Here is a 21,510-nt window from a genome sequence, read left to right as displayed (position 1 = left end):
CGCCAAGTGTCGGTTATAGTTCGGCCGTAGGTCATGAGTGCCAGCGCCAAGCCCCGGCTCGCTGGCCGGCAACCCTCGCGTCCGCGGCGGGGTGCCCCGGGTGAGGACCTGGTCCGTCACGAGGTGTGGCGGGCAAGCGCGGGCTCCGATACGCCACGGCCAGGGGTCCGATGACCTCCGGAGGCTTTCGCGTGTCCACTCTGACGATCTTCAACGCCGTGCCCGCCCAGGCCGACTCCCCCACCGCCATCGCCGTTCAGCGGGGCGGGCGGGCCATCCCCGCCGTGCTGGGCGCCGACCTTGAGGTTCCGGTCAGGGGCGGGCGGCTGGTGCCGTACGCCAACCTCGACTACGCCGCCAGCGCGCCGTGTCTGGAGCCGGTCAGCGCGGCCGTCAGCGCCGCGCTCCCGGCCTACTCCAGCGTGCACCGCGGCGCCGGGTACGCCTCCCAGCTCACCACCGCCCGGTACGAGCAGGCCAGGCACACCGTCCGCGCCTTCGCCGGCGCCCGCCCCGACGACGCGGTGATCTTCACCCGCAACACCACCGACTCCACCAACCTGCTGGCCAGGTCCCTGCCCGAGGGCACCACCGTGGTCGTCTTCGACACCGAGCACCACGCCTCCCTGCTCCCCTGGGACCGGACCGTACGCCTGGCCGCCCCCGCCTTCCCCGGCGAGGCCGTCCGCGCCGCCGACGCCGCGCTCGCCTCCGTCGACGGCCCCGCGCTGCTGGTCGTCACCGCCGCCTCCAACGTCACCGGCGAGCTGTGGCCGATCGCCGCCCTCGCGCACATCGCCCACCGGCACGGCGCCCGCATCCTGGTCGACGCCGCCCAGCTCGTCCCGCACCGGCGGCTCAACCTCACCGCGCTCGATCTCGACTACGTCGCCTTCTCCGGGCACAAGCTCTACGCCCCGTTCGGCGCGGGCGTGCTGATCGGGCGGCGGGACTGGCTGTCGGCGGGCGAGCCGTACCTCAAGGGGGGCGGCGCGGTGCGCGCCGTGGGCGCGGACGAGGCGGAGTGGCACGAGGACGCCGAGCCGCGCCATGAGGCGGGCACGCCGAACGTACTCGGCGCGCTGGCCATCGCCGCCGCCTGCGACGCGCTGACCTCGACCGGCTGGACCTCCCTGGTCCGCGAGGAGGAGCGGCTGATCTCCCGCCTGCGGGCCGGCCTGGCCGGGATCGGCGGGGTGCGCGAGCTGTCACTGTGGGGGCCCGAGCACCCGCGGGTGGGCATCGTGTCGTTCGTCGTGGACGGCTACACCGCCCGCGAGGTCGCCGAGGCGCTGTCCGGTGACTACGGCATCGGGGTGCGGGACGGCAAGTTCTGCGCGCACCCGTTCGTGCGTCACCTGCTGGGCGAGTCCGACGGAGGGTGCGAGGACGGTACGGCTTCCGCCGTACGGGCGTCGATCGGCATCGGGTCCACCGAGGAGCACGTGGACCGTCTCCTCGGCGCCCTGCGCGACCTCGTCGCCGGATCCGCTCGGCCCTAGCCGCGGTCCTTACGCCGCGGGTTGTCCGCGAGTAGCGCGTCGATGTCCTTGCGTTCCTCCTCCGACCAGCTCTGCGGGCCGCTCAGCCCCTGGCTGCCGGGCTCGCCGCCGGGCGCGGCGTGCTTGCCCGGCTCCCGCTGCCTGGGCAGCCCAGGTGACGAGGTGGACCCTGATTCGGTGACCTCCGACTGCGGCGGCGTCCCGGAGTCGTCGGCGTCCGACCGGCCGTACGTCGATGGCGTCTCGCCGGCCTCGGCGCTCTCTCCTCTGGCGGGCGCCGCCGTGTCGGCGGCGGTCTCGTCTCGGGCGGGCGTCGCAGGCCCGGCCATGGGCGCGGTCGGCTCGGTCGCGGCGGGCGTGGTGTCCGTCTCGGTGTAGGCGGGCTCTTCGGTCACGGGGATGGGCGCCCGAGCGGCCTCCGCCTCGGCGGCGCGACGCTCGTTCCGCCGTCTGTAGGCCCCCAGGAGAAGCCCGTCGACGCTGAAGCGGCCCCCACCCAGCACGGCGAGGAGCAGGCAGGCCGCGCCGAGCGCGCCCACCAGTTCCCAGCCGCCGTCGGCGATGAAGATCCCGTTGGGTGCGTGCACGAAGATCAGCGCTCCCAGAGCCACCCCCAGCACGGCCAGTGCCGCGAGCGGCACCAGCAGACCGATGATCAGGAACAGTCCCCCGATGGTCTCGGCCGTCATGGTGAACCCGGCGGCCAGCTGCGGTAGCGGGATGTTCAGCTGCGTGAACCCCTGGGTGATGCCTTCCAGCCCGGCGCCCTGCCATTTCTGCAAGCCGTGGGCGAGGAAGATGACGCCGATCGTCACCCGCGAGATCAGGGCGGCGATATCGAAAAGTACACGTTTCATGCCAAATCTCCCCCCATCACGAGAGTCCTCCCCGCCCTACACCCGGAAATGCGCTTCTTTGTCGTTCCTTGACCGACACCCGAGCTGGATCGCCTCCGCGCACGGTGGCAGCATGGCCGTATGACGGAACGCGTGGTCGGGATAGGAGCGGGCGCGGCCGAGGTCGCTCAGGGCAAAGAGCTGGCCACCGAGGACATGATCCTCAACATCGGCCCGCAGCATCCGTCCACGCACGGCGTGCTACGGCTGCGGCTCACCCTCGACGGCGAGCGCATCGCCACCGCCGAGCCCATCATCGGCTACATGCACCGCGGCGCCGAGAAGCTGTTCGAGGTCCGCGACTACCGCCAGATCATCATGCTGGCCAACCGGCACGACTGGCTGTCGGGCTTCGCCAACGAGCTGGGCGTGGTCATCGCCGCCGAGCGCATGCTCGGCATGGAGGTGCCCGTCCGCGCCGTCTGGGCGCGAACCCTGCTCGCCGAGCTGAACCGCGTGCTCAGCCACCTGATGTTCCTCGGCTCCTACCCGCTGGAACTCGGCGCGATCACCCCGGTCTTCTACGCCTTCAACGAGCGCGAACGCCTCCAGGGCGTCATGGAGGAGATCTCCGGCGGGCGCATGCACTACATGTTCAACCGCGTCGGCGGACTGAAGGAGGACCTGCCGGCCGGCTGGCTCACCCGGGTGTCGGAGGTGGTCGCGGAGACCCGGCGCCGAGTGCCGGCCATCGAGGACCTGATCCTGCACAACGAGATCTTCGTCGCCCGCACCAAGGGCGTCGGCGTCCTCGACCGCGACACCATCATGCAGTACGGCGTGAGCGGCCCCATCGCCCGCGCCTCCGGGGTCGACCTCGACCTGCGCCGCGACCAGCCGTACCTCGCCTACGACGAGTTGCCGGTGAAGGTCGTCACCCGTACGGCGGGCGACTGCCACGCGCGTTTCGAGGTGCTGCTGGAGCAGGTCAAGGTCTCTCTCGACCTGGCCGACAGCTGCGTCGAGAAGCTGCGCTCGCTGCCACCGGGCCCGATCAACCAGCGGCTGCCCAAGGTCCTGAAGGTGCCCGAAGGCCACACCTACGCCTGGACGGAGAACCCGCTCGGCATCAACGGCTACTTCCTCGTCTCCAAGGGCGACAAGACGCCGTGGCGGATGAAGCTGCGCTCGGCCTCCTACAGCAACGTCCAGGTGCTGCGCGAGATGCTGCCGGGGCACCTGGTCGCCGACATGGTCGCCATCCTGGGTTCGATGTTCTTCGTCGTGGGTGACATCGACAAGTGACCTCTCCCTCCCCTCCCCACCAGCGGGACAAGTACGTCGACTGGCTGCGCGCGCTCAGCCTGATCACCGTGGTGATCTGGCACTGGGCGTTCACCATCCTGCAGTGGGAGCCCGAGGGCCCGGTGCCGACCAGCCCGCTCGGCTTCACCTCCGGACTATGGATCCTCACCTGGCTGCTGCAGGTGCTGCCGCTGTTCTTCTACGTCGGCGGGCACGTCCACCTGCTGTCGTGGAACCGCGCGCAGGCCCGCGGCGTCGGCATCGGCGCCTTCGTCTGGCGGCGCATCCGCGCGCTGGCGGTCCCCGCGCTGACCCTGTGCGCGGTGTGGGTCGTCATCGGCGTCGTGGTGACGCGGGTGTTCGACATCCCGTGGATGGGCCGGGTGGTCCTGCTCGTGCTCAGCCCGCTCTGGTTCCTGGCCGTCTACCTGGTGCTCATCGCCCTGCTGCCGGTGGCCCTCTGGCTGCACCGCCGCTACGACGTGCTCGCCCTCGTCTGGCTGGGCGGCGCGGCCCTGGTGGTCGACGTCGTACGGCTGCGCTACGGCGTGGAGGCGGTCGGCTGGCTCAACATGATCCTGGTGTGGGGCCTGGCCCACCAGGCGGGCTTCTTCTACGACCGGGTGGTGGAGCTGCCCCGCCGCTACGACGTCGCCCTGCTGTGGACCGGCCTGTTCGCCCTGTTCGGGCTGGTCTATTCGGGCCTCTACCCCGGCTCCATGGTCGGCGTCCCCGGCGACAAGCTCTCGAACATGGCCCCGCCCACCTTCGTCATCGTCGCCCTCCTGATCTTCCAGATCGGCCTGGTCGAGGTCCTCCGCCCCGCGATGGAACGCCTGCTGGAGAAGCCGATCTGGCGCGGTGTCAACGACACCATCAACAGCTTCGCCCTCCCCTTGTTCCTCTTCCACACCACCGGCATGGCCATCGCCCTCGGCGTCTGGTGGTGGCTCTTCGGCTTCCCCTCCAGAAACCCCGCCCCCACCCTGGCCTGGTGGCTGGAACGCCCCTTCGCCATCCTCGGCCCCCTGATCTGCACCCTCCCGGTCATCGCCCTCTTCGCCCGCCGAGGCAGCCGTTGAACAAACGCGCGACAAATGTTCAACACGGAGTTAGCCTGAGGGCATGGCGACGATCGGTTTCCGGCCCAACGAGGAAGACGAGAAGATCATCCAGGCCGCCCTGCGCGAGGGCGAACGCACCAGCGACGTGATCCGCCGCGCCCTGCGGCTGCTGGAGCGCGAGGTCTGGATCGAGCACGCGCGCGCCGACGCGGAACAACTGACCGGCGAGGACCTCGCCACCGAACAGGACGCCTGGTGATCAGAGGCGCGGTCTACCGGATCGACCTGGGAGACACGAAACGTGGCCACGAGCAGCGGGGAAAGCGCTACGGCCTGGTGCTCAGCCCGACGTCCATGCCGTGGAGCGTGGCGACCGTCGTCCCCACCTCCACCAGCGCGGGGCCGGCCGTCTTCCGCCCCGAGATCGAGCTCGGCGGAACGCTCACCCGGTTCCTCGTCGACCAGATCCGCGTCCTCGACGTCGGATTCGTCCACGGCGAGCCTGTCTACTACCTGGGGCGGGACGAACTGGCCGAGGTCGAGCACGCGGTGACGCGCTACCTCGGGCTGTGAGTCAGGTCTTCTCTTCGGGGGACTTGGGGATGCGGCAGGAGTGCTCCAGGTAAAGGGCGGCGCCGATCAGGGCGACGAACGCCGCGAAGGAGGCGGTGGCGATGAAGAACTCGCCACGGGGGGTTTCGCGGGTCAGGAGCTGGACGGTGTGCAGGGCGAAACCGGCGAAGACACCCGCGAAGGCGGCGCCCGCGTAGGCCGAGGCCTTCGCCAGGGCCGCCAGCCGGGCCACCGCCAGCGGCTCGACCGGCTCGGTATCGGGTTTGCGGTCGATCCTGGCCTTGGTCATCCAGCCGGTGTAGGCCTCGCCGATCGCGAGCAGCAGCACCGTCGGGATCGCCGTCCACGGGATGACCGGCAGATCGGCGTAGATCGGGCGGACCACCAGCAAGGTGAGCAGGGCGACGACGACCACGATGCCGACGAGGATCGCGGGGCGGGTGGGCTTCACGCGTTCCTCCATACCCACGAACTCAATCGGGCCTCTGCAGTCTCATGTCAGGCCGCAGGCGCACCCCGCTCTGGTCGAGGCCCGCCAGCAGTTCGGCCACCGTACCGCGGCCGGGCACGACCGCGTCCGGGTCGGCCTGTGACCACGGGACCAGCACGAAGGCCCGCTCGTGTACGCGCGGGTGCGGCAGCGTCAGCTCGGGATCGTCGGAGGACTCCGTGCCCACCACGATGAGGTCGACGTCCAGCGTGCGCGGCCCGAAGCGCTCGACGCGCTCGCGGCCGAAGGCGTTCTCGACGCTCTGCGCCCGCTCCAGCAGGGTCGCCGGATCGAGCGTGGTCTCCACGACCACGACCGCGTTGAGGTACGGCTTCTGCCCCTCGGGCCCGCCCACCGGGTCGGTCTCGTACACCGGCGAGACCGCGACGAACTCCAGCCCCGGCGCGTCGAACAGCGTGTCGAGCGCGCCCTGCAGGGTCTGGAACCGCCTGCCGAGGTTGCTGCCGAGAGCGAGGACGGCTTTCATACGCGCCTCCGGAGAATCGTGACGACCACGTCGTCGAAGGGCAGCGGAATCGGTGCGGCCGGCTTGTGCACACTCACCTCGGCCGCCTGAACCAGCTCACTGGCCAGGCACACGTCGGCCAGCCGCTGGGCGAGCGTCTCGATCAGGTCGACCGGCTCGCCCTCGACGACCGCGACGAGCGCCTGGGCCAGCTCGCCGTAGTGGACGGTCTTGGTGAGGTCGTCGCCGGCCGCGGCGGGGGCGGTGTCGAGGAACAGCGTCGCGTCGACCACGAACTCCTGGCCGAGCTCCCGCTCGGCGGGGAGCACCCCGTGCCTGCCCCGGGCCCGCAGGCCGGTCAGCGCGATCCGGTCAGCGCTCAAGGTCGCCTTCCTCTTCCTCGTCGTCGCTCTGCAGCACCGGCGAGCCATGGTGCATCCACAGCCGCCAGCCCTGCGCGGTCTTGATGTAGACGTTGCTCGCCACCACCTTGCCCGCCGCGAAGCTGGAATCACCTTCGTCACCCGCGGTCAGGATGTTCTCCACACAGGTGAGGACGGCGACATCGCCGAGCACGTTGGTGTTCACGTCGGTCAGCACGAACTGGATGTAGGTCGTGTTGGCCATGATGAGCGCCCACGATCGCAGCACCTCCGCCCGCCCGGCCAGCAGGGACCACCCCGGATGTACGCAGCTCACCAGGTCGTCGCCGGAGTCCTCGGCCCAGATCTCGGTCATCCGGTCGAGGTCGGCGTCCTCGATCGCGGTGTAGAAGGCCTGGTTGACCGTCTCGATCGCGGAGATGTCGACGCTCATATGCTCCTTTCCGCCTCTCGCCCTGACGTCTGTACGGCGCCCCGCCACGCGGCGGCCACCCGGACCGCGTCGGCGTTGGGAGCGACGTCGTGCACGCGTACGCACCAGGCGCCCGCCTCGGCGGCCAGCGCGGTGACCGCCAGCGTCGCCGCGTCGCTGCGGTCGAAGGTCCGCGGGGTGCCGTCGGAGCCGGCCAGCAGCCGCCCGAGGAACCTCTTGCGCGACGCCCCGATCAGCAGCGGGTAGCCCAGCTCGGCCAGCCGGTCCATGCCGGCCAGCACCGCCCAGTTGTGTTCGGCGTTCTTGGCGAAGCCCAGCCCGGGGTCGAGCACGATCTGGCTCTCCGCGACACCCTCGGCCAGCACGGTGGCGACCCGCTTGGACAGCTCCTCGCACACCTCGGCGACCACGTCGGAGTAGACCGCCCGGTTGTCCATGTCATGGCTGTGCCCACGCCAGTGCATCACCACGTACGGCACGCCGGTAGCGGCCACCACCCTCGGCATGTCGGGGTCGGCCAGCCCGCCGCTCACGTCGTTGACCAGCCGGGCCCCCGCCTCGACGGCGGCCCTGGCCACATCGGCCCGCATGGTGTCGACGCTGACCGCCACACCTTCGGCGCTCAGCGCCCTGATCACGGGCACGACCCGGGCCAGCTCCTCCTCCAGGGACACCCTGGCCGCGCCAGGCCTGGTGGACTCGCCGCCCACGTCGACGATGTCGGCCCCTTCGGCGACCAGCTCCAGGCCGTGGCGGACGGCCGCGGCCTCGTCGAACCACAGCCCGCCGTCGGAGAATGAATCAGGGGTCACGTTGACCACGCCCATGACGAGGCACCGATCCTCGGCAGGCAGCCCCGGCACGCACTTCATGCGCCCAAGCCTAGGCGCTCCCGCCGACCGCTCGATGCCCAGGATGCCCGTTTCCCCTCAGGATGGCGTCAGCGGCTCAGGATCAGCGACATGGCCTCGGCACGGGTCTTGTCACTGGCCCGGAAGTCGCCGCGGACGGCCGAGGTGAGGGTCTTGGCGCCGGGCTTGCGCACCCCGCGCATCGTCATGCAGAGGTGCTCGCACTCCATCACCACGATCACCCCGCGCGGCTCCAGCACCCGCATCAGGGCGTCGGCGATCTGCGAGGTCATCCGCTCCTGGACCTGCGGCCTGCGGGCGAAGACGTCGACCAGCCTGGCCAGCTTGGACAGGCCGGTGACCTGCCCCTTCTCATTGGGGATGTAGCCCACGTGGGCCACGCCGTGGAAGGGGACGAGGTGGTGCTCGCAGGTGGAGTAGACCTCGATGTCCTTGACCAGGACCATCTCGTCGTGGTCGACGTCGAAGACCTTGGTCAGCACGTCCTCGGGGGTCTGGCGCAGCCCGGAGAACTGCTCGGCGTAGGCGCGGGCGACCCGGCCCGGGGTGTCGAGCAGGCCGTCGCGGTCGGGATCCTCGCCGATGGCGTAGAGGATCTCACGGACGGCCTTCTCGATCCGGGCCAGGTCGACGTTGTCGTACTTCACGCAGAGTCTCCGGACGGCAGGGCTTCCTGGTGCCCCGAGGTGATCGACCCGTTGCCGACCTGCTCCTTCGGGGTCAGGATCGGCGGGCGGTCCGAGGGGAGCCGCTTGCCGTAGCCCGCGTAGGACGGACGGTGCTCCCTGACGACCACGGACGAGAAGATCTCCACCACCTGCTGGCGGGAGAGGGTCTCCTTCTCCATGAGTTCGAGCACCAGGTTGTCGAGCACGTCACGGTATTCGACGAGGATGTCCCACGCCTGGTCGTGCGCGGTCTCGATCATCCGGCGGACTTCCTCGTCGATCGTCGAGGCGATCTTCTCGGAGTAGTCGCGCTCGTGGCCCATCTCGCGGCCGAGGAACACCTCGGCGTTGCCGGTGCCGAACTTACGGGCGCCGAGCTGCTCGCTCATGCCGTACTCGGTCACCATGCGGCGGGCGACGGCCGTGGCCTTCTCGATGTCGTTGGAGGCGCCGGTGGTGGGCTCGTGGAAGACGAGCTCCTCCGCCGCGCGACCGCCGAGCAGCATCGCGAGCTGGTCCATCATCTCCGACCGGGTGGCGAGGAACTTGTCCTCCATCGGCAGGGTCATGGTGTAACCGAGCGCGCGGCCACGAGACAGGATCGTGATCTTGTGGACCGGGTCGGAGTTGGGAAGCGCGTGGGCCACCAGGGCGTGGCCGCCCTCGTGGTACGCGATCATCTTCTTCTCCTTGTCCGACATCACCCTGGTCTTGCGCTCAGGGCCTGCCATGACGCGGTCGATCGACTCCTCCAGCAGCTCCATCGTGATCAGCTTCTGGTCGGCGCGCGCGGTGAGCAGCGCCGCCTCGTTGATCACGTTGGCCAGGTCGGCGCCGGTGAAGCCGGGCGTCCTGCGCGCGATGACGTCGAGGTCGACGTCGGGCGAGAACGGCTTGCCCCGGCCGTGCACCTTGAGGATGCCCTTACGGCCCTCCAGGTCGGGCCGGTCGACGGTGACCTGGCGGTCGAAGCGGCCGGGACGCAGCAGCGCCGGGTCGAGGATGTCGGGCCGGTTCGTCGCGGCGATGAGGATCACGCCGCCCTTGACGTCGAAGCCGTCCATCTCGACGAGGAGCTGGTTCAGCGTCTGCTCGCGCTCGTCGTGACCGCCGCCCAGGCCGGCGCCGCGGTGGCGGCCGACGGCGTCGATCTCGTCGATGAAGATGATCGCCGGGGCGTTGGCCTTGGCCTGCTCGAACAGGTCGCGGACACGCGAGGCGCCGACGCCGACGAACATCTCGACGAAGTCGGAGCCGGAGATGGAGTAGAAGGGGACGCCCGCCTCACCCGCGACCGCGCGGGCGAGCAGCGTCTTGCCGGTGCCGGGCGGGCCGTACAGCAGCACGCCCTTGGGGATCTTGGCGCCGATCGCCTGGAACTTGGCCGGGGCCTGCAGGAACTCCTTGATCTCCTGGAGTTCCTCGATGGCCTCGTCGGCTCCGGCGACGTCGGCGAAGGTGGTCTTCGGGGTGTCCTTGGTGATCAGCTTCGCCTTGGACTTGCCGAAGTTCATCACCCGCGAGCCGCCGCCCTGCATCTGGTTCATGATGAACAGGAAGAACAGCACGATGATGACGAACGGCAGGAAGCTCACCAGCAGGCCGACCAGGAAGTTCTCCCGCGGCACGTCCACGGTGAAGCTCTTCGTCTTGCCTGCGGCGACCTGCTTCTCCAGCTCTTCGACGAGCTGGGGACCCTGGCCGGTGACCCAGGAGGCCTGGATCAGCTTGACCGGCGCGTCGCCGGCCTTGACCGAGACCGCGTTATGGAGAGTCAGCTCGATGCGCTGGTCCTTGTCGACGACCTTGGCATTGCTGACATTGCCGCTCTTGAGCTGTTGGAGGGCCGTGGAGGTGTCCGCCGTCTTGAAGTTGCCGTCACCGCTCCACATCGTGGTGACGAGCAGGAGAAGCACGACGATGCCCAGGATCCACAGCAGTGGCCCACGTGTAAATCGCTTGAGATCCATCCGATGCGGAACCCCTTGCGGGCCCGTCCCTTCCTGACCATGGCCTGGAACCCCGGGTCACCCCGGGGCTGCGGCATCCTGAGCCGCTCCTACTGACTACCCGAGGGCGACACGAGGTCACCCCCTAGGTGTCAGAAGGTACACCGGGGAGGGCGCAGGGTCACTGCCCGCTCCTCCGGCCTTGCCCTACCAACGTACGTCAGGTCGTGCGGTGTTCCCGGCCCAGCGGGCAATGTCAGGACTGCCCGGACCTACACGGCCCCGTACACGTGGGGGGCGAGTGTCCCGATGAAGGGCAGATTGCGGTAGCTCTCGGCGTAGTCGAGGCCATAGCCGATGACGAACTCGTTGGGGATGTCGAAGCCGATGTACTTGACGTCGATCGGCACCTTGACCGCGTCCGGCTTGCGGAGCGCCGCGCAGATCTCCAGGCTGGCCGGGTCGCGCGACTTCAGGTTCTCGATCAGCCAGTGCAGGGTCAGGCCGGAGTCGATGATGTCCTCGACGATCAGCACGTGGCGGCCCATGATGTCGTTGTCGAGGTCCTTGAGGACCCGCACGACGCCGGAGGACTTGGTGCCCGCGCCGTACGACGAGACGGCCATCCAGTCCATCTGCACCGGCAGGTGCAGCGCTCTGGCCAGGTCGGCCATCACCATGACGGCGCCCTTCAGCACTCCGACGATGAGCAGGTCCTTGCCCGCGTAGTCCTCGTCGATCTGGGCGGCCAGCTCTCTGATCTTTGCCTGGAGCTCGTCCTCGGGGATGAGGACCTTCTCGAGGTCCGTGCCCATGTCGGCTGCGTCCACCTGGGAATTCCTTACGAGACGGGGCGTGCGTGGTGCTTGGCGAGTATCAGGGTGCCATATCGCCTGACCACGGCCACCCCCCCGGGTAGGTCCGCGGCTCCCTGCCCGCGCCACGCGGTGACGAGCCGGTCGGCAGCCTGCACATGGCCCGCCGACAGCGCCCCGGGGGGCGCTCCCGCCGCGATCGCGGCCCGCCGCAGCACCCGCCGCCGAACGGCCCCGGGAAGCCCTTCCAGGGCCGGTACGGCCAGCGTCACCGCCCCCGCGATATCGCTAAGAGCGCAATCCCGATAGGCCCGGTCCGCCCACTCGTCGAGCGCGTCCGCGTCCTCCCGCGCCAGCCCGGCCGTCCGCGCGAGCGCCTGCGCCACCCCCGGCCCCAGCTCCGCCTCCAGCACCGGAAGCACCCTGGACCTCACCTTCACCCGGGTGAAGCGGGGATCGTCGTTGTGCGGGTCGTCCCAGTAGTCCAGGCCGAGCGCCGCGCACGCCGCCTGGGTGGTGGCCCGCCCCAGTTCGAGGAAGGGCCTGCGGTAGCGCCCCGCTACGGCGGCCATGCCGGACAGCGACCTGGTGCCGCTGCCCCGCGCCAGCCCCAGCAGGACGGTCTCCGCCTGGTCGTCGCGGGTGTGCCCGAGCAGCACCGTCGCGGCGCCGAGCCGGTCGGCCGCCTCGCCCAGCGCCTGGTATCTGGCCTCGCGGGCGGCCGCCTCGGGGCCGCCCTCGGTGCCGACCCGCACGACGAGCACCTCGGCCGGGCCGAGCCCCAGCCCGGCCGCCAGCGCGGTCACCTTCTGCGCGCGCGCCGCCGACCCGTCCTGCAACTGGTGGTCGACCGTCAGCAGACCGGCCCTGAACCCCGCCCTGGGCGCGACGAAGCCGAGCGCGGCGGCCAGCGCCAGGGAGTCGGCCCCGCCGCTGCACGCGGCGAGGACGAGGTCGTCCCGCCGGAGGCCGGCCAGCGCCTGCCGGACGGCCCGGCGCACGTCGGCGACCGCGGGATGTGGGCCCATGACCGATCAGGCGGGGAGGGCTTCCGGGCCGATGACCCTGGCGATCCAGGTGTCGGGGGCGGCGATCTCGGCCAGCGTCGGCAGCGTCTCGGGCGAGGTCCAGACCTTGTTGAAGCCGTCCATGCCGGCCCTGGCCACCACGGCGTGCACGAAGGCCGAGCCTTCGGCGTACTGCTTCATCTTGAGGTCGAGGCCGAGCAGGCGGCGCATGGTGCGGTCGAGGCGGGAGCCGCCCTCGCGGCGCTGGCTGAACTTGGCCCTGATGTCGGCCACCGTCGGCACCACCGAGGGGCCGACCGCGTCCATCACGTAGTCGCCGTGGCCCTCCACCAGTGTCATCACCGCGGTGAGCCGGTCGAGGATCTCCTTCTGCTCCGGCGTCTGGATCGCGTCGATCAGGTTGCCCTCGCCGCCGCGGACCACCTCGGCGACCGTGTCGGCGGCGCTGCGCAGGCGCTCCAGCAGGGTGGGCAGGTCGAGGTCGGAGGCGAGCAGGAACTCGGTCATCTGCGCGCGGACGTACTCGCGCAGCCACGGCACCCCGGTGAACTGCACCCGGTGCGTCTCCTCGTGCAGGCAGACCCAGAGCCGGAAGTCGCGCGGCTGCACGCCCATCTCCCGCTCGGCGTGCACGATGTTGGGCGCGACCAGGGTGAGCCTGCCGATGGGCTCGCGGCCCGTGGGGTCGGGCGGCAGGAACAGCTCGTACTGGCCGAGGACGCGTGAGGCGAGGAAGGCCAGGACCGCGCCGACCTCGACGCCCGTGATGCGGGAGCCGACGGCGGAGACGATGGCGGGCGGCTGGTTGATTCTGCTGCTCATCCGCTCGGTCAGCGGTTCGAGCACGACGCGGAAGCCCTCGACGTTGGCTTTGATCCACCCGGGCCGGTCGACGACGGTGGCCGCCTCCGGCGGCGTACCCGTGTCGATCTTGGTGAACTCGCGCACGTGCCCTTCTGCTTCACGGGAGAGAGTGCGCAGGTCGGCGACGGCCTGCCTGGCCTCAGAGCTGCTTACCTGGGGACCGGGGCGCACCAGGCGCGTGCCGGTCGCGACGGCCAGATCCCAATCGATCACCTGCATACCGTCCACCGTACGTGCTCCTGTCTATGAGCGCGCGACGATGGCCGCGAGCCGGTCCAGCGCAGCCTCCGCCTTGCCCCACCCGGGCGGGACCCGGTCGGCCATGAAGGCGAAGGTGACCAGCCGTCCGTCCCTGGTGGTGGCCAGCCCCGCGAGGGTGTTGACGTTGTTGAGGGTGCCGGTCTTCGCTCTGACGATGCCGACCTCGCTCTTGCTGTCGCTTCGGGTGAAGCGGTGGCCGAGGGTGCCGGTGAAGCCGGCGATCGGCATGCCGGACAGGACCGGGCGCAGCCCGGGGTGCCGGGAGCCGGCGGCGACCGCCAGCAGCCGGGCCAGGCCGTCGGCGCTGATGCGGTTCCTGGTGGACAGGCCGCTGCCGTCGTGGACCTGGATGCCCTTGGACGCGCCGAGCCGCCCGAGCACCTCCATGGTGGCCTTCGAGGCGCCCTCGAAGGAGCCTGGCCGGCCCTCCTTGAGCGCGACGTGCCTGGCCAGCGCCTCCGACAGGTCGTTGTCGCTCTGCGTCAGCGCGCGTTCCACCAGCGCGTAGACGGGGGCGGACATGACCTCGCCGAGTTCGGCGGTGCCGGCGGGGGCCTTGGCGGGGCGGACGGTCTTGGCGACGCCGATGCCGTACTTGCCGAGGAGTCGGGCGAAGGCGGTGGCGGCGAAGCGGGCGGGGTCGGAGACGCGCGGGGTCGAGCTGGACGGGTGCTGCCTGCCCTCGTCGATGGCGAGCGCGCTGACCGGGGCCACATTGCCCTCGGGGACGTAGTTGGGCTTCCAGCCGGGGCCGAAGACCGGGCCGGTGAACAGGGACGCGTCGTAGGAGAGCGTGACCTTGGTCTGGCCGGCCTTCTTGAGCGCGGCGGCGGTGCGCGAGGCGAGCACCGCGAGGGAGGCCTGCTTGGGGTAGGCGCCGGGCTTGGCCGAGGGGCCGGCGAGCGTCGGGTCACCGCCGCCGACCAGCACGATCGAGCCCGCCGTACGGCCCTGGACCACACGGGTGGACAGGCGGGCGTCGGGGCCCAGCGAGGCGAGCGCGGCCACGCACGTGACGACCTTGGTGGTCGAGGCGGGGGTGATGCCGGCGTCGGCGTTGGCGGCGAAGATCGGCTCCCCGGTGGCGGCGTCCAGCACGACCGCGCCCACTCGGTCCCCCAGTGCTTTGTCCCCCAGCGCGGTGGTGAGCTGCCGCGTCAAAGTACCCTTAGTCGGGAGAGGTCCGTCCCCACCCGAGGCCAGTACCGGCCCCGCGGTGATCACCGGGACGGGGGGTGGTTCCGCCGGCACGTCCGGCTGTGGCGTCCGCCTCGTCAGCGCGCCCAGGCTGAAGTCGTTCGTCACCGCATAGACGCCGGTGGCGATCGTCACGGCCTGGAGCATGGCGAGTGTGGTCAACGCCACCCACCGCTCGCGCCGTGCCACGTCGCCTGCCCTCTCTCCTATGGGTAGTTCGCCTACGAGACATTAACGCCCAACCGGGGGTGCCCGGGGGCTTGAGCGGAGGAACCGCGGTGGAGTTCGACGTTGTCGTTGAGATTCCCAAGGGGCAACGGAACAAGTACGAGGTGGACCACGAGACCGGCCGGATCAGGCTGGACCGACTGCTGTTCACGTCCACGCAGTACCCCGCCGACTACGGCTTCATCGAGCACACCCTCGGTGAGGACGGCGACCCCCTGGACGCCCTCGTGCTGTTGCAGGAGCCGACGTTCCCCGGCTGTTACATCACCTGCCGGGCCGTCGGGATGTTCCGCATGACCGACGAGAAGGGCGGTGACGACAAGGTCCTGTGCGTCCCCGCCACCGATCCCCGAATGGAGCACATCCGCGACATCCACCACGTTCCGGAGTTCGACCGCCTGGAGATCCAGCACTTCTTCGAGGTCTACAAGGACCTGGAGCCGGGCAAGTCGGTCGAGGGCGCCAACTGGGTCGGCCGGGTCGAGGCCGAGGCCGAGATCGTCAAGTCGATCGAGCGGGCCAAGGAGCAGGGCTACCACGGTCACTGAGGCTCAGCGGGGCCTGGTCGCGCCGACCAGGTCCCGCCGCCACATCGAGGCGACCCGCACGACGTCACCCGTCTGCGGGGCGTGCACCATCAGGTCCCGGCCCACATAGATCCCCACATGGTGGATGTCGCCGGGGTTGGCGGTGACGCGGCCGAAGAACAGTAGGTCGCCGCGGCGCAACTGGTCGAGCGGGACGTGCGGGCCCGAGGTCCACTGGGTGCCCGTCCAGTGGTCGATCCGCACGCCGACCCGCTCCCACGCCCGCATGGTGAGCCCCGAGCAGTCGTAGCTCGACGGCCCGTCCGCCGCCCAGACGTACGGCTTGCCGAGCTGGGTGAGCGCCCAGTTGGCCGCGACGTCCCCCATCTCCGAGCCGTACCCCCACGCCTTCAGGCTCTCCCTCTCCCACCGGGCCCGCTCCAGGGCGGCGGCGCGTTCCCTGGCCAGGCGTTCGGCCTCGCCGCGCGCGGCTTCGACCCGTGTCTCCAGCCGCCTCTTCAGCGCCTTGATCCGCTTGGTCTCGGAGACCTGCCCGGTGACCGCCTCTTCGGCCGCGGCCTTCGCCTCCTCCGCCCGCTCGGCGGCCGCCTGCTGCTCCGCGTAGGTCTCCGCGGCCTGCTCGCGCAGGATCCCGGCGACCGTCTGGGCGTCGCGGACGTTCTTCAGGATCTCGCCCTGTTCGCCGCTGAGCTGCTCCATCATGCTGGCCCGGTGCAGGAAGTCCCGGTCGCCGCCCTGGTCGGCGAGCATGTTCACGACCGGCTTGCTGAAGTCGACGCCGCCGTAGCTCTGCGCGGCGATCGCCGCGACCGAGGTTCTGGCCTCCTCCACCCTGGCCTCGGCGGCTCGCAGCTTGGCCTGGGCGTCGCTGCCGGCCCGTCTGGCCTGGGCCAGCCGTACCAGCTCGCCGTTGTAGGTTTCGACCATGCGTTCGGAGCGGGTGGCCAGCTCGTCGAGGCGGGCCTCGGCGGCGGCGAGCTTCGCGCTGGCCGCGCCCAGCGCCCTGGCCCGTTCTCGTACGGTCTTACGGGCCTCGGCGACCTCGCCCGCCGACGGGGCGGGTTCGGCCAGTGCCCCGGACAGCAGGGCCGGCGAACCCAGGACGGCGGCCAGGCAGCAGGCGGCCGCCAGCCCCGTTCGTGCGGCGTGCATAGGAACCCCCTCGCGCATGGATGGTCACTCTATGCACACAATTCCCCATCGTCACGTTCCGCACACGCGCCACTCACACAACGTGATTACCGCAGGCGGAGCAGGCGTTTCAGCCACGGCCGGAGGCCGACCGAAGGGGATTCGGGGCTGCGGGGGTAGGTGAAGACCGGGGTCTGGCTGCCGTACTCGGTGTGGAGTTCGGCGGCTTTGCACCAGTCTGCGGCGACCCGGCCGGCCGCCCAGGCCGCGGCGATCGCGGCCCGCGCCTCGGGGTGGCGTTCATAGGTCTGGAAGAGGGTCACCGTGGCGCGCGCGGACCGGTCGCCGTCGCGCGGGTAGGCGGTGCTGGCCAGGTACGGGGCGGTCACCCGGCCGCCGTGGGGGGTGGCGAGCACCCAGGTCCAGTTGGCGGTCACCAGGGCGTGGACGGGGTCGGGGACGGCCGCGGCGGCGCCGTACAGGCGGTCCTGTCTGTTGCCGGTGAGGCGGCAGGCGGGCCACAGCCAGTCGAGGTCGGCGGGGGCGCTGCCCTCGGCCAGCCAGCACAGGGTGGCGAGGCCGCGGGCGGTCTGCAGGCGGCACAGTTCCAGCAGGTCCCTGAGCATGCGCGGTCCGGGGTCGAGCCAGGTGGGCCACTCGGCGTGGTGGACGCGGGGCACCAGGTCCGCGAGTTCCTCGGGGATGGGGCGCGGGCAGACCCGGTGGCCGCGCACGATGTAGGTCTCCACCGCGCCTCAGCCGCCCGTCGGGCTCTCCTGCGGAGCCGTGGTGGTCGGCTCCCGCGTGGGCGTCGGGGCGGCGGTGTGCGTGGGCGTCTGGGTGGGGGGCTCGGCGGGGGTGTGGGTGGGTGCCGGGGTGGGCTCCTGCGAGGGCGGCCGGGTGGGGGGCTGGGTGGGGGTTTCGGTGGGCGTCAGGGTGGGGGACTGGGTGGGCGTCTGGGTGGGGGTCTCCGTGGGCGTCGGGTCATGGGAGCCGCGGTCGGACGGGGTGGGCGGGTCGACCGGGCCGGTCGGCGGGTCAACCGGGCCGCCGGTCGGGCGCGGGCCGGGCCCGCCGGTGGGCGTGGGCAGCGGGTCGGCGACGCGGATCGGACCGGTGTCGGGTGCGATCACGGTGATCGGCGCGGTGGAGCGATTCGCCCCGATCGGGTAGGTCGCCGTGCTGTCCAGGATGGGCTCGACCTGGACCGGGGACTGACGCGGCGCCGCCTCCCAGGGCAGCCGGATGCCCGGCGGCTCGCCCGGCGCGGGGAACGCCTCCGAGGCGACCCCGCTCAGCCCCTCGCCGCCCTCCCGGCCGAAGAAGTTGAAGATCATCACGATCGCAGCGGCAGTAGCCACCGCGGCCAGCGCGCCCGCCACGGCCGGCCGCCAGCGGCGCCCTTCCTGGAGTACGGGAAATCCGTTCGCGTCGAGCGCCGCCGACCTCCGGGCGACGTAGAGGCGGTAGGGCTCCAGCTCGGGGTCGACGAAGCAGCTCATCACCCTGACCTTGAGCGTCTCGGGCAGCGCCACCGTGGGCAGCAGCTCGAAGACCTTCGCGGCCGAGACCTGGCGGGCGCGGTGCGGCTCGCAGGTCCCGCAGCGGCTCAGGTGCCTGATGACCTGCTCGCGCATCTCCAGGGTCAGCTCGCCGGAGAACCCGGTGAGGATGCGGGCCCGCAGCGGGCAGTCGTAGGGGCCCTTCCTGGCCAGGATCTCGGCGGTGATCGCGTCGCCGAGCCGTTCGCGGGACAGGTCGTGGTCGGCGCCGATCTGGCGCGGCGTACCCCCGAGGACCGCCGCGACATCGTCGGTGGACAGGTCGTGCCTGGTGGCCAGCTCCAGGATCTCGCGCTCGGGCGGCTCCAGGGCCTGCACGGCGTTCCAGGCCATCACCCGCAGGTCGGCGTCGTCGGGGTCGTCCAGCGGCGACGCCTCGACCAGGGCGAGCCCGGCCTGCGGCGGCCCGGAGAGCCGGCGCCGCAGGCACTCGCCGCGAGCCAGCGCCAGCAGCCACGGCCGCAGCCTGTCCGGGTCGGCCAGCGAGCCGGCGTGCGCCTCCGCCGCGATCAGCGTGTCACGCAGGGCGACCTGGGCGCTGTCGGCGCTCATGAGCAGCGACCAGCAGTATCGGTAGACGGCTTCGGCGTGGGTGTCGTACAGGGCAGCCAGGGCACCTGGATCGCGAGCGCGCAGCGCCTCGACCAGGTCGCGGTCATTCATATGACCGAAGGTAATGGATTGGTAACTAACAGTTCTACCGATTCTACGGCAATGACTTCACGCATATTCACCGGGCCAGGATCTTTGCCGAAACTCCTGCTGCCCACCTGGCCAAATACCGGATTTTTCGCCTTATTAGTTATTGCTTGTCCGACGGGAACGCCTGACGGCCCCGGTCCTTCGCGAACGGCTCCGTGACCGGCTTGGAGGTGTACACCGGCAGCGCGCCGCCGAGCGCGAGCTCCTCGTACGGCCGCCCCGTGGACCCCCACGTCCGCGCCGCCACCTCGGTGCTCTCCACCTTGGCCCCCTTGGGCACCCCACTGACCGTGAGGATGAACCTCGGCGGCCGGCCGGCCACCACGTCGTCCACGAACGTGCTGCCCCCGCCGAGCAGCTTGCCCGCCTTGTCGCGCAGCATCGCGCTGATCACCAGGCTGCTCGCGGGCAGCGAGAACGGGTTGGACACCTCACCGGTGATCAGGTAGGTCCCGTCCTTCTGCGGGGTGGTCAGCACCCGCGAGACCGGGAAGGGCTTGAACGCCGAGGTGATGCGGGCCGCCGGCCGCCACTGCGCCGAGCGGTAGTCGATGGTCACCTTGACCGGCTTCACCGCCGCCGCGGCCTGCCCGGTGAACGCCAGCGACCCGGCCGGCGGCACCGCGTCGAGCGGCTGGTCCATGCGGACCACCTCGGCGCCCTTGGCGTCCCGCCCGATGACCGTGGCCACCGCGTTCTCGCCGAAGTGCCACGGATTGCTGTTGGTGAGCACGGCCGCCCAGTTGACCACGTATCCGTCGCCGGACTTGACGATGGTGGAGGCTTGCTCCTTGAGCGCCAGCGGCTTGAGCTGGGCGCTGGTCGGCTTCTCACTGGAGCAGCCGGCGAGGGCGATCGTCCCCAGTGCGAGGACGCTGACGATTCGACTACGCAGGATCACTTTGCCGTGATAGCCGGTTTTCTGGGTACGGCAGGCGGGGACACGCGCCTGCCGTACCAACTCTTTAACGCTTCCGGACCACCCGCGACTCATCCCATACCGGCTCGGGTGCCTCGTAGACCATTCCGTCGGAGCCGAACACCAGGAACCTGTCGAAGTCGGCGGCGAACCATCGGTCGTGGGTGACCGCGACGACCGTGCCCTCGAAGGCGTTCAGGCCGATCTGCAGGGCCTCGGCACTGGCCAGGTCCAGGTTGTCGGTCGGCTCGTCGAGCAGCAGCAGCGTGGCCCCCGACAGTTCCAGCAGCAGGATCTGCAAGCGCGCCTGCTGGCCGCCGGAGAGCGTGTCGAAGCGCTGGTCGGCCACCAGCCCGGCCAGTTCGTACCGGGACAGGACCTTCATCGCCTCGTTCTTGAGCCTGGCGTGCTCGGTCATCACGATCTCGCACGGTGTCCGGCCGAGCAGGTCCGGCCTGGAGTGCGTCTGCGCGAAGTGGCCGGGCACGACGCGGGCGCCGAGCCTGGCGACGCCCTCGTGCCTGACCTGCTCGCCGGCGATCAGGCGCAGGAAGTGGGACTTGCCCGAGCCGTTCGAGCCGAGCACGGCGACCCGCTCGCCGTACCAGACCTCCAGGTCGAAGGGCTTCATCAGGCCGGTGAGTTCGAGGTTCTCGCAGATCACCGAGCGCTTGCCGGTGCGTCCGCCGCGCAGGCGCATGCGGATGTTCTGCTCGCGCGCCGCCTCCTCGGGCGGGCCCGCCTCCTCGAACCGGCGCAGCCGCGTCATGGCGGCGTGGTACGGCGCCGCCATGCCGTCGTTGTACCTGGCCTTGTTCTTCAGCATGTTGACCAGGTTCTTCAGCTTGACGTGTTCCTCGTCCCAGCGCCTGCGCAGCTCGTCGAGGCGCTCGTTGCGGGCCCTGCGCGCGTCGGCGTACGTGCCGAAGCCGCTGCCGTGGATCCACACCCCGCCGCCCTCGACGGTGACGATGCGCTCGGCGGCGTTGGCCAGCAGCTGCCGGTCGTGGCTGACCAGCATGACCGTCTTGGAGGTCTCCTTGAGCTGCTCCTCCAGCCACACCTTGCCCGGCACGTCGAGGTAGTTGTCGGGCTCGTCGAGCAGCAGCGTCTGGTCGGGCCCGCGCAGCAGCGCCTCCAGCACCAGCCGCTTCTGCTCCCCACCCGACAACGTCGACGTCTCCCGATATTTCACACTGTCGTACGGCACGCCGAGCGCGGCCACCGTGCAGGTGTCCCAGAGCACCTCGATGTCGTAGCCGCCCGCGTCCGTGTAGTCGGTGATCGCCTGGGCATAGCGCATCTGGGTCTTCTCGTCGTCGCGCTCCATCATGGCCAGCTCGGCCTTCTCCAGCCGCGCGGCGGCCTGCCGTACCGGCGGAGGGGCGACGCTGAGCAGCAGGTCGTGGACCGTGCTGTCGTCGCGGACGCTGCCGATGAACTGCCGCATCACCCCCAGCCCGCCCGAGCTGGTCACGCTGCCCTCGACCGGCTGGATGTCCCCGGCGACCAGCCGCATCAGCGTGGTCTTGCCCGCGCCGTTCGGCCCGACCAGGGCGGCCTTCACGCCGTCGCCGATCCTGAAGGACACGTCGTTCAGCAGTGGCCGCCCGTCGGGCAACACATAGGTCAGGTGCCCGACTTCGACGTGCCCCACAACGATTCCTTTCCTAGGCCCTCGCGCAGGGTACCCGTCGTTTTCGCCTGCGGGCAT

23 protein-coding genes and 1 riboswitch are annotated in these 21,510 nt (G+C 70.7%); of the genes, 6 read left to right on the top strand and 17 right to left on the bottom strand.

The annotated features are described in order from the left end of the window. Positions 1 to 29 precede the first annotated feature (29 nt). Positions 30 to 145, top strand: a riboswitch (SAM riboswitch). A gap of 103 nt (positions 146 to 248) precedes the next feature. Next, positions 249 to 1,502, top strand: a complete 1,254-nt coding sequence (locus tag ABZ911_RS33625) for an aminotransferase class V-fold PLP-dependent enzyme (protein WP_358065404.1) — start codon at positions 249 to 251, stop codon at positions 1,500 to 1,502. Here the strand turns inward: ABZ911_RS33625 and ABZ911_RS33620 are convergent. Then, positions 1,499 to 2,359, bottom strand: a complete 861-nt coding sequence (locus tag ABZ911_RS33620) for a DoxX family membrane protein (RefSeq protein ID WP_358065262.1) — start codon at positions 2,357 to 2,359, stop codon at positions 1,499 to 1,501. The two genes, ABZ911_RS33625 and ABZ911_RS33620, sit on opposite strands and share 4 nt — an antisense overlap. 120 nt (positions 2,360 to 2,479) lie before the next feature. Between ABZ911_RS33620 and ABZ911_RS33615 the strand changes: the two genes are divergently transcribed. Genes ABZ911_RS33615 through ABZ911_RS33600 form a run of 4 tightly spaced genes read left to right on the top strand, consistent with a single transcriptional unit; the run spans position 2,480 to position 5,280 of the window. Beyond that, the gene (locus ABZ911_RS33615) at positions 2,480 to 3,643 is read left to right on the top strand and encodes an NADH-quinone oxidoreductase subunit D (RefSeq protein WP_358065259.1); all 1,164 of its coding nucleotides are present in this window, start codon (positions 2,480 to 2,482) and stop codon (positions 3,641 to 3,643) included. After that, complete coding sequence (locus ABZ911_RS33610; protein WP_358065256.1) at positions 3,640 to 4,725, top strand: acyltransferase; 1,086 nt, start codon at positions 3,640 to 3,642, stop codon at positions 4,723 to 4,725. Before ABZ911_RS33615 ends, ABZ911_RS33610 begins: the two co-directional genes overlap by 4 nt. 43 nt (positions 4,726 to 4,768) lie before the next feature. Next, positions 4,769 to 4,966 carry a hypothetical protein gene (locus tag ABZ911_RS33605; protein WP_358065254.1) on the top strand — a complete coding sequence of 66 codons (198 nt, stop codon included), beginning with the start codon at positions 4,769 to 4,771 and terminating at the stop codon, positions 4,964 to 4,966. Then, positions 4,963 to 5,280, top strand: coding sequence for a type II toxin-antitoxin system PemK/MazF family toxin (locus ABZ911_RS33600; RefSeq protein WP_358065251.1), 318 nt, complete (start codon positions 4,963 to 4,965; stop codon positions 5,278 to 5,280). The genes ABZ911_RS33605 and ABZ911_RS33600 overlap by 4 nt, the downstream gene beginning before the upstream one ends. A 1-nt stretch (position 5,281) precedes the next feature. Here the strand turns inward: ABZ911_RS33600 and ABZ911_RS33595 are convergent, their stop codons facing one another. From ABZ911_RS33595 to dacB, 11 genes are all read right to left on the bottom strand, one after another. Beyond that, entirely contained in the window at positions 5,282 to 5,731 is a 450-nt protein-coding gene (locus ABZ911_RS33595) for a DUF3180 domain-containing protein (RefSeq protein WP_358065248.1), read from the bottom strand. Between the two features lie 22 nt (positions 5,732 to 5,753). Then, on the bottom strand, positions 5,754 to 6,257 hold the full coding sequence (folK, locus tag ABZ911_RS33590) for a 2-amino-4-hydroxy-6-hydroxymethyldihydropteridine diphosphokinase (RefSeq protein ID WP_358065246.1): 504 nt from the start codon (positions 6,255 to 6,257) through the stop codon (positions 5,754 to 5,756). Further along, positions 6,254 to 6,667 (bottom strand): dihydroneopterin aldolase, encoded by a 414-nt coding sequence (folB, locus tag ABZ911_RS33585; protein ID WP_358065243.1) that lies wholly within the window; start codon positions 6,665 to 6,667, stop codon positions 6,254 to 6,256. The genes folK and folB overlap by 4 nt, the downstream gene beginning before the upstream one ends. After that, positions 6,609 to 7,052, bottom strand: a complete 444-nt coding sequence (locus ABZ911_RS33580; protein ID WP_358065240.1) for a nuclear transport factor 2 family protein — start codon at positions 7,050 to 7,052, stop codon at positions 6,609 to 6,611. The genes folB and ABZ911_RS33580 overlap by 59 nt, the downstream gene beginning before the upstream one ends. Continuing rightward, positions 7,049 to 7,879 (bottom strand): dihydropteroate synthase, encoded by an 831-nt coding sequence (gene folP, locus ABZ911_RS33575; RefSeq protein WP_358065402.1) that lies wholly within the window; start codon positions 7,877 to 7,879, stop codon positions 7,049 to 7,051. Before folP ends, ABZ911_RS33580 begins: the two co-directional genes overlap by 4 nt. 113 nt (positions 7,880 to 7,992) lie before the next feature. Further along, positions 7,993 to 8,571 (bottom strand): GTP cyclohydrolase I FolE, encoded by a 579-nt coding sequence (gene folE, locus ABZ911_RS33570; protein WP_358065237.1) that lies wholly within the window; start codon positions 8,569 to 8,571, stop codon positions 7,993 to 7,995. After that, positions 8,568 to 10,562 (bottom strand): ATP-dependent zinc metalloprotease FtsH, encoded by a 1,995-nt coding sequence (gene ftsH / locus ABZ911_RS33565; protein ID WP_358065234.1) that lies wholly within the window; start codon positions 10,560 to 10,562, stop codon positions 8,568 to 8,570. The genes folE and ftsH overlap by 4 nt, the downstream gene beginning before the upstream one ends. A gap of 251 nt (positions 10,563 to 10,813) precedes the next feature. After that, a complete protein-coding gene (gene hpt / locus ABZ911_RS33560) occupies positions 10,814 to 11,371 on the bottom strand; it encodes a hypoxanthine phosphoribosyltransferase (RefSeq protein ID WP_358065231.1) in 558 nt (185 codons plus the stop codon). An 11-nt stretch (positions 11,372 to 11,382) separates the two neighbouring features. Further along, on the bottom strand, positions 11,383 to 12,384 hold the full coding sequence (tilS, locus tag ABZ911_RS33555) for a tRNA lysidine(34) synthetase TilS (RefSeq protein ID WP_358065228.1): 1,002 nt from the start codon (positions 12,382 to 12,384) through the stop codon (positions 11,383 to 11,385). A gap of 6 nt (positions 12,385 to 12,390) precedes the next feature. Further along, positions 12,391 to 13,467 (bottom strand): zinc-dependent metalloprotease, encoded by a 1,077-nt coding sequence (locus tag ABZ911_RS33550; protein WP_358065225.1) that lies wholly within the window; start codon positions 13,465 to 13,467, stop codon positions 12,391 to 12,393. 24 nt (positions 13,468 to 13,491) lie between these two features. Continuing rightward, complete coding sequence (gene dacB, locus ABZ911_RS33545) at positions 13,492 to 14,895, bottom strand: D-alanyl-D-alanine carboxypeptidase/D-alanyl-D-alanine-endopeptidase (RefSeq protein WP_358065222.1); 1,404 nt, start codon at positions 14,893 to 14,895, stop codon at positions 13,492 to 13,494. Between the two features lie 89 nt (positions 14,896 to 14,984). On the opposite strand from dacB, the gene ABZ911_RS33540 reads away from it, so the two are divergent. Next, positions 14,985 to 15,482 (top strand): inorganic diphosphatase, encoded by a 498-nt coding sequence (locus tag ABZ911_RS33540; RefSeq protein ID WP_358065219.1) that lies wholly within the window; start codon positions 14,985 to 14,987, stop codon positions 15,480 to 15,482. A 3-nt stretch (positions 15,483 to 15,485) separates the two neighbouring features. Here the strand turns inward: ABZ911_RS33540 and ABZ911_RS33535 are convergent, their stop codons facing one another. The 5 genes from ABZ911_RS33535 to ABZ911_RS33515 form a co-directional block, all read right to left on the bottom strand. Further along, the gene (locus ABZ911_RS33535) at positions 15,486 to 16,634 is read right to left on the bottom strand and encodes a C40 family peptidase (RefSeq protein WP_358065216.1); all 1,149 of its coding nucleotides are present in this window, start codon (positions 16,632 to 16,634) and stop codon (positions 15,486 to 15,488) included. 86 nt (positions 16,635 to 16,720) lie between these two features. Next, entirely contained in the window at positions 16,721 to 17,362 is a 642-nt protein-coding gene (locus ABZ911_RS33530; protein ID WP_358065213.1) for a hypothetical protein, read from the bottom strand. Positions 17,363 to 17,368: 6 nt separating this feature from the next. Next, on the bottom strand, positions 17,369 to 18,838 hold the full coding sequence (locus ABZ911_RS33525; protein ID WP_358065210.1) for a sigma-70 family RNA polymerase sigma factor: 1,470 nt from the start codon (positions 18,836 to 18,838) through the stop codon (positions 17,369 to 17,371). A gap of 139 nt (positions 18,839 to 18,977) precedes the next feature. Further along, entirely contained in the window at positions 18,978 to 19,778 is an 801-nt protein-coding gene (locus ABZ911_RS33520; protein ID WP_358065207.1) for a hypothetical protein, read from the bottom strand. A gap of 64 nt (positions 19,779 to 19,842) precedes the next feature. Next, a complete protein-coding gene (locus tag ABZ911_RS33515) occupies positions 19,843 to 21,453 on the bottom strand; it encodes an ATP-binding cassette domain-containing protein (protein ID WP_358065204.1) in 1,611 nt (536 codons plus the stop codon). Positions 21,454 to 21,510 lie beyond the last annotated feature (57 nt).

Origin of the sequence: Nonomuraea sp. NPDC046570 (assembly GCF_040645915.1) — a bacterium.
Classification (GTDB): domain Bacteria; phylum Actinomycetota; class Actinomycetes; order Streptosporangiales; family Streptosporangiaceae; genus Nonomuraea.
The sequence above is the reverse complement of the archived record's forward strand: the minus strand, read 5'-3'. Positions and strand labels throughout refer to the sequence as shown.

Coding starts and splice junctions, on each gene's coding strand:
- ABZ911_RS33620 (WP_358065262.1), bottom strand. CDS start 2,359: ATGAAACGTGTACTTTTCGATATCGCCGCCCTGATCTCGCGGGTGACG.
- ABZ911_RS33615 (WP_358065259.1), top strand. CDS start 2,480: ATGACGGAACGCGTGGTCGGGATAGGAGCGGGCGCGGCCGAGGTCGCT.
- ABZ911_RS33605 (WP_358065254.1), top strand. CDS start 4,769: ATGGCGACGATCGGTTTCCGGCCCAACGAGGAAGACGAGAAGATCATC.
- folK (WP_358065246.1), bottom strand. CDS start 6,257: ATGAAAGCCGTCCTCGCTCTCGGCAGCAACCTCGGCAGGCGGTTCCAG.
- folB (WP_358065243.1), bottom strand. CDS start 6,667: ATGGCTCGCCGGTGCTGCAGAGCGACGACGAGGAAGAGGAAGGCGACC.
- ABZ911_RS33580 (WP_358065240.1), bottom strand. CDS start 7,052: ATGAGCGTCGACATCTCCGCGATCGAGACGGTCAACCAGGCCTTCTAC.
- folP (WP_358065402.1), bottom strand. CDS start 7,879: ATGGGCGTGGTCAACGTGACCCCTGATTCATTCTCCGACGGCGGGCTG.
- ftsH (WP_358065234.1), bottom strand. CDS start 10,562: ATGGATCTCAAGCGATTTACACGTGGGCCACTGCTGTGGATCCTGGGC.
- tilS (WP_358065228.1), bottom strand. CDS start 12,384: ATGGGCCCACATCCCGCGGTCGCCGACGTGCGCCGGGCCGTCCGGCAG.
- ABZ911_RS33550 (WP_358065225.1), bottom strand. CDS start 13,467: ATGCAGGTGATCGATTGGGATCTGGCCGTCGCGACCGGCACGCGCCTG.
- ABZ911_RS33535 (WP_358065216.1), bottom strand. CDS start 16,634: ATGCACGCCGCACGAACGGGGCTGGCGGCCGCCTGCTGCCTGGCCGCC.
- ABZ911_RS33525 (WP_358065210.1), bottom strand. CDS start 18,838: ATGAATGACCGCGACCTGGTCGAGGCGCTGCGCGCTCGCGATCCAGGT.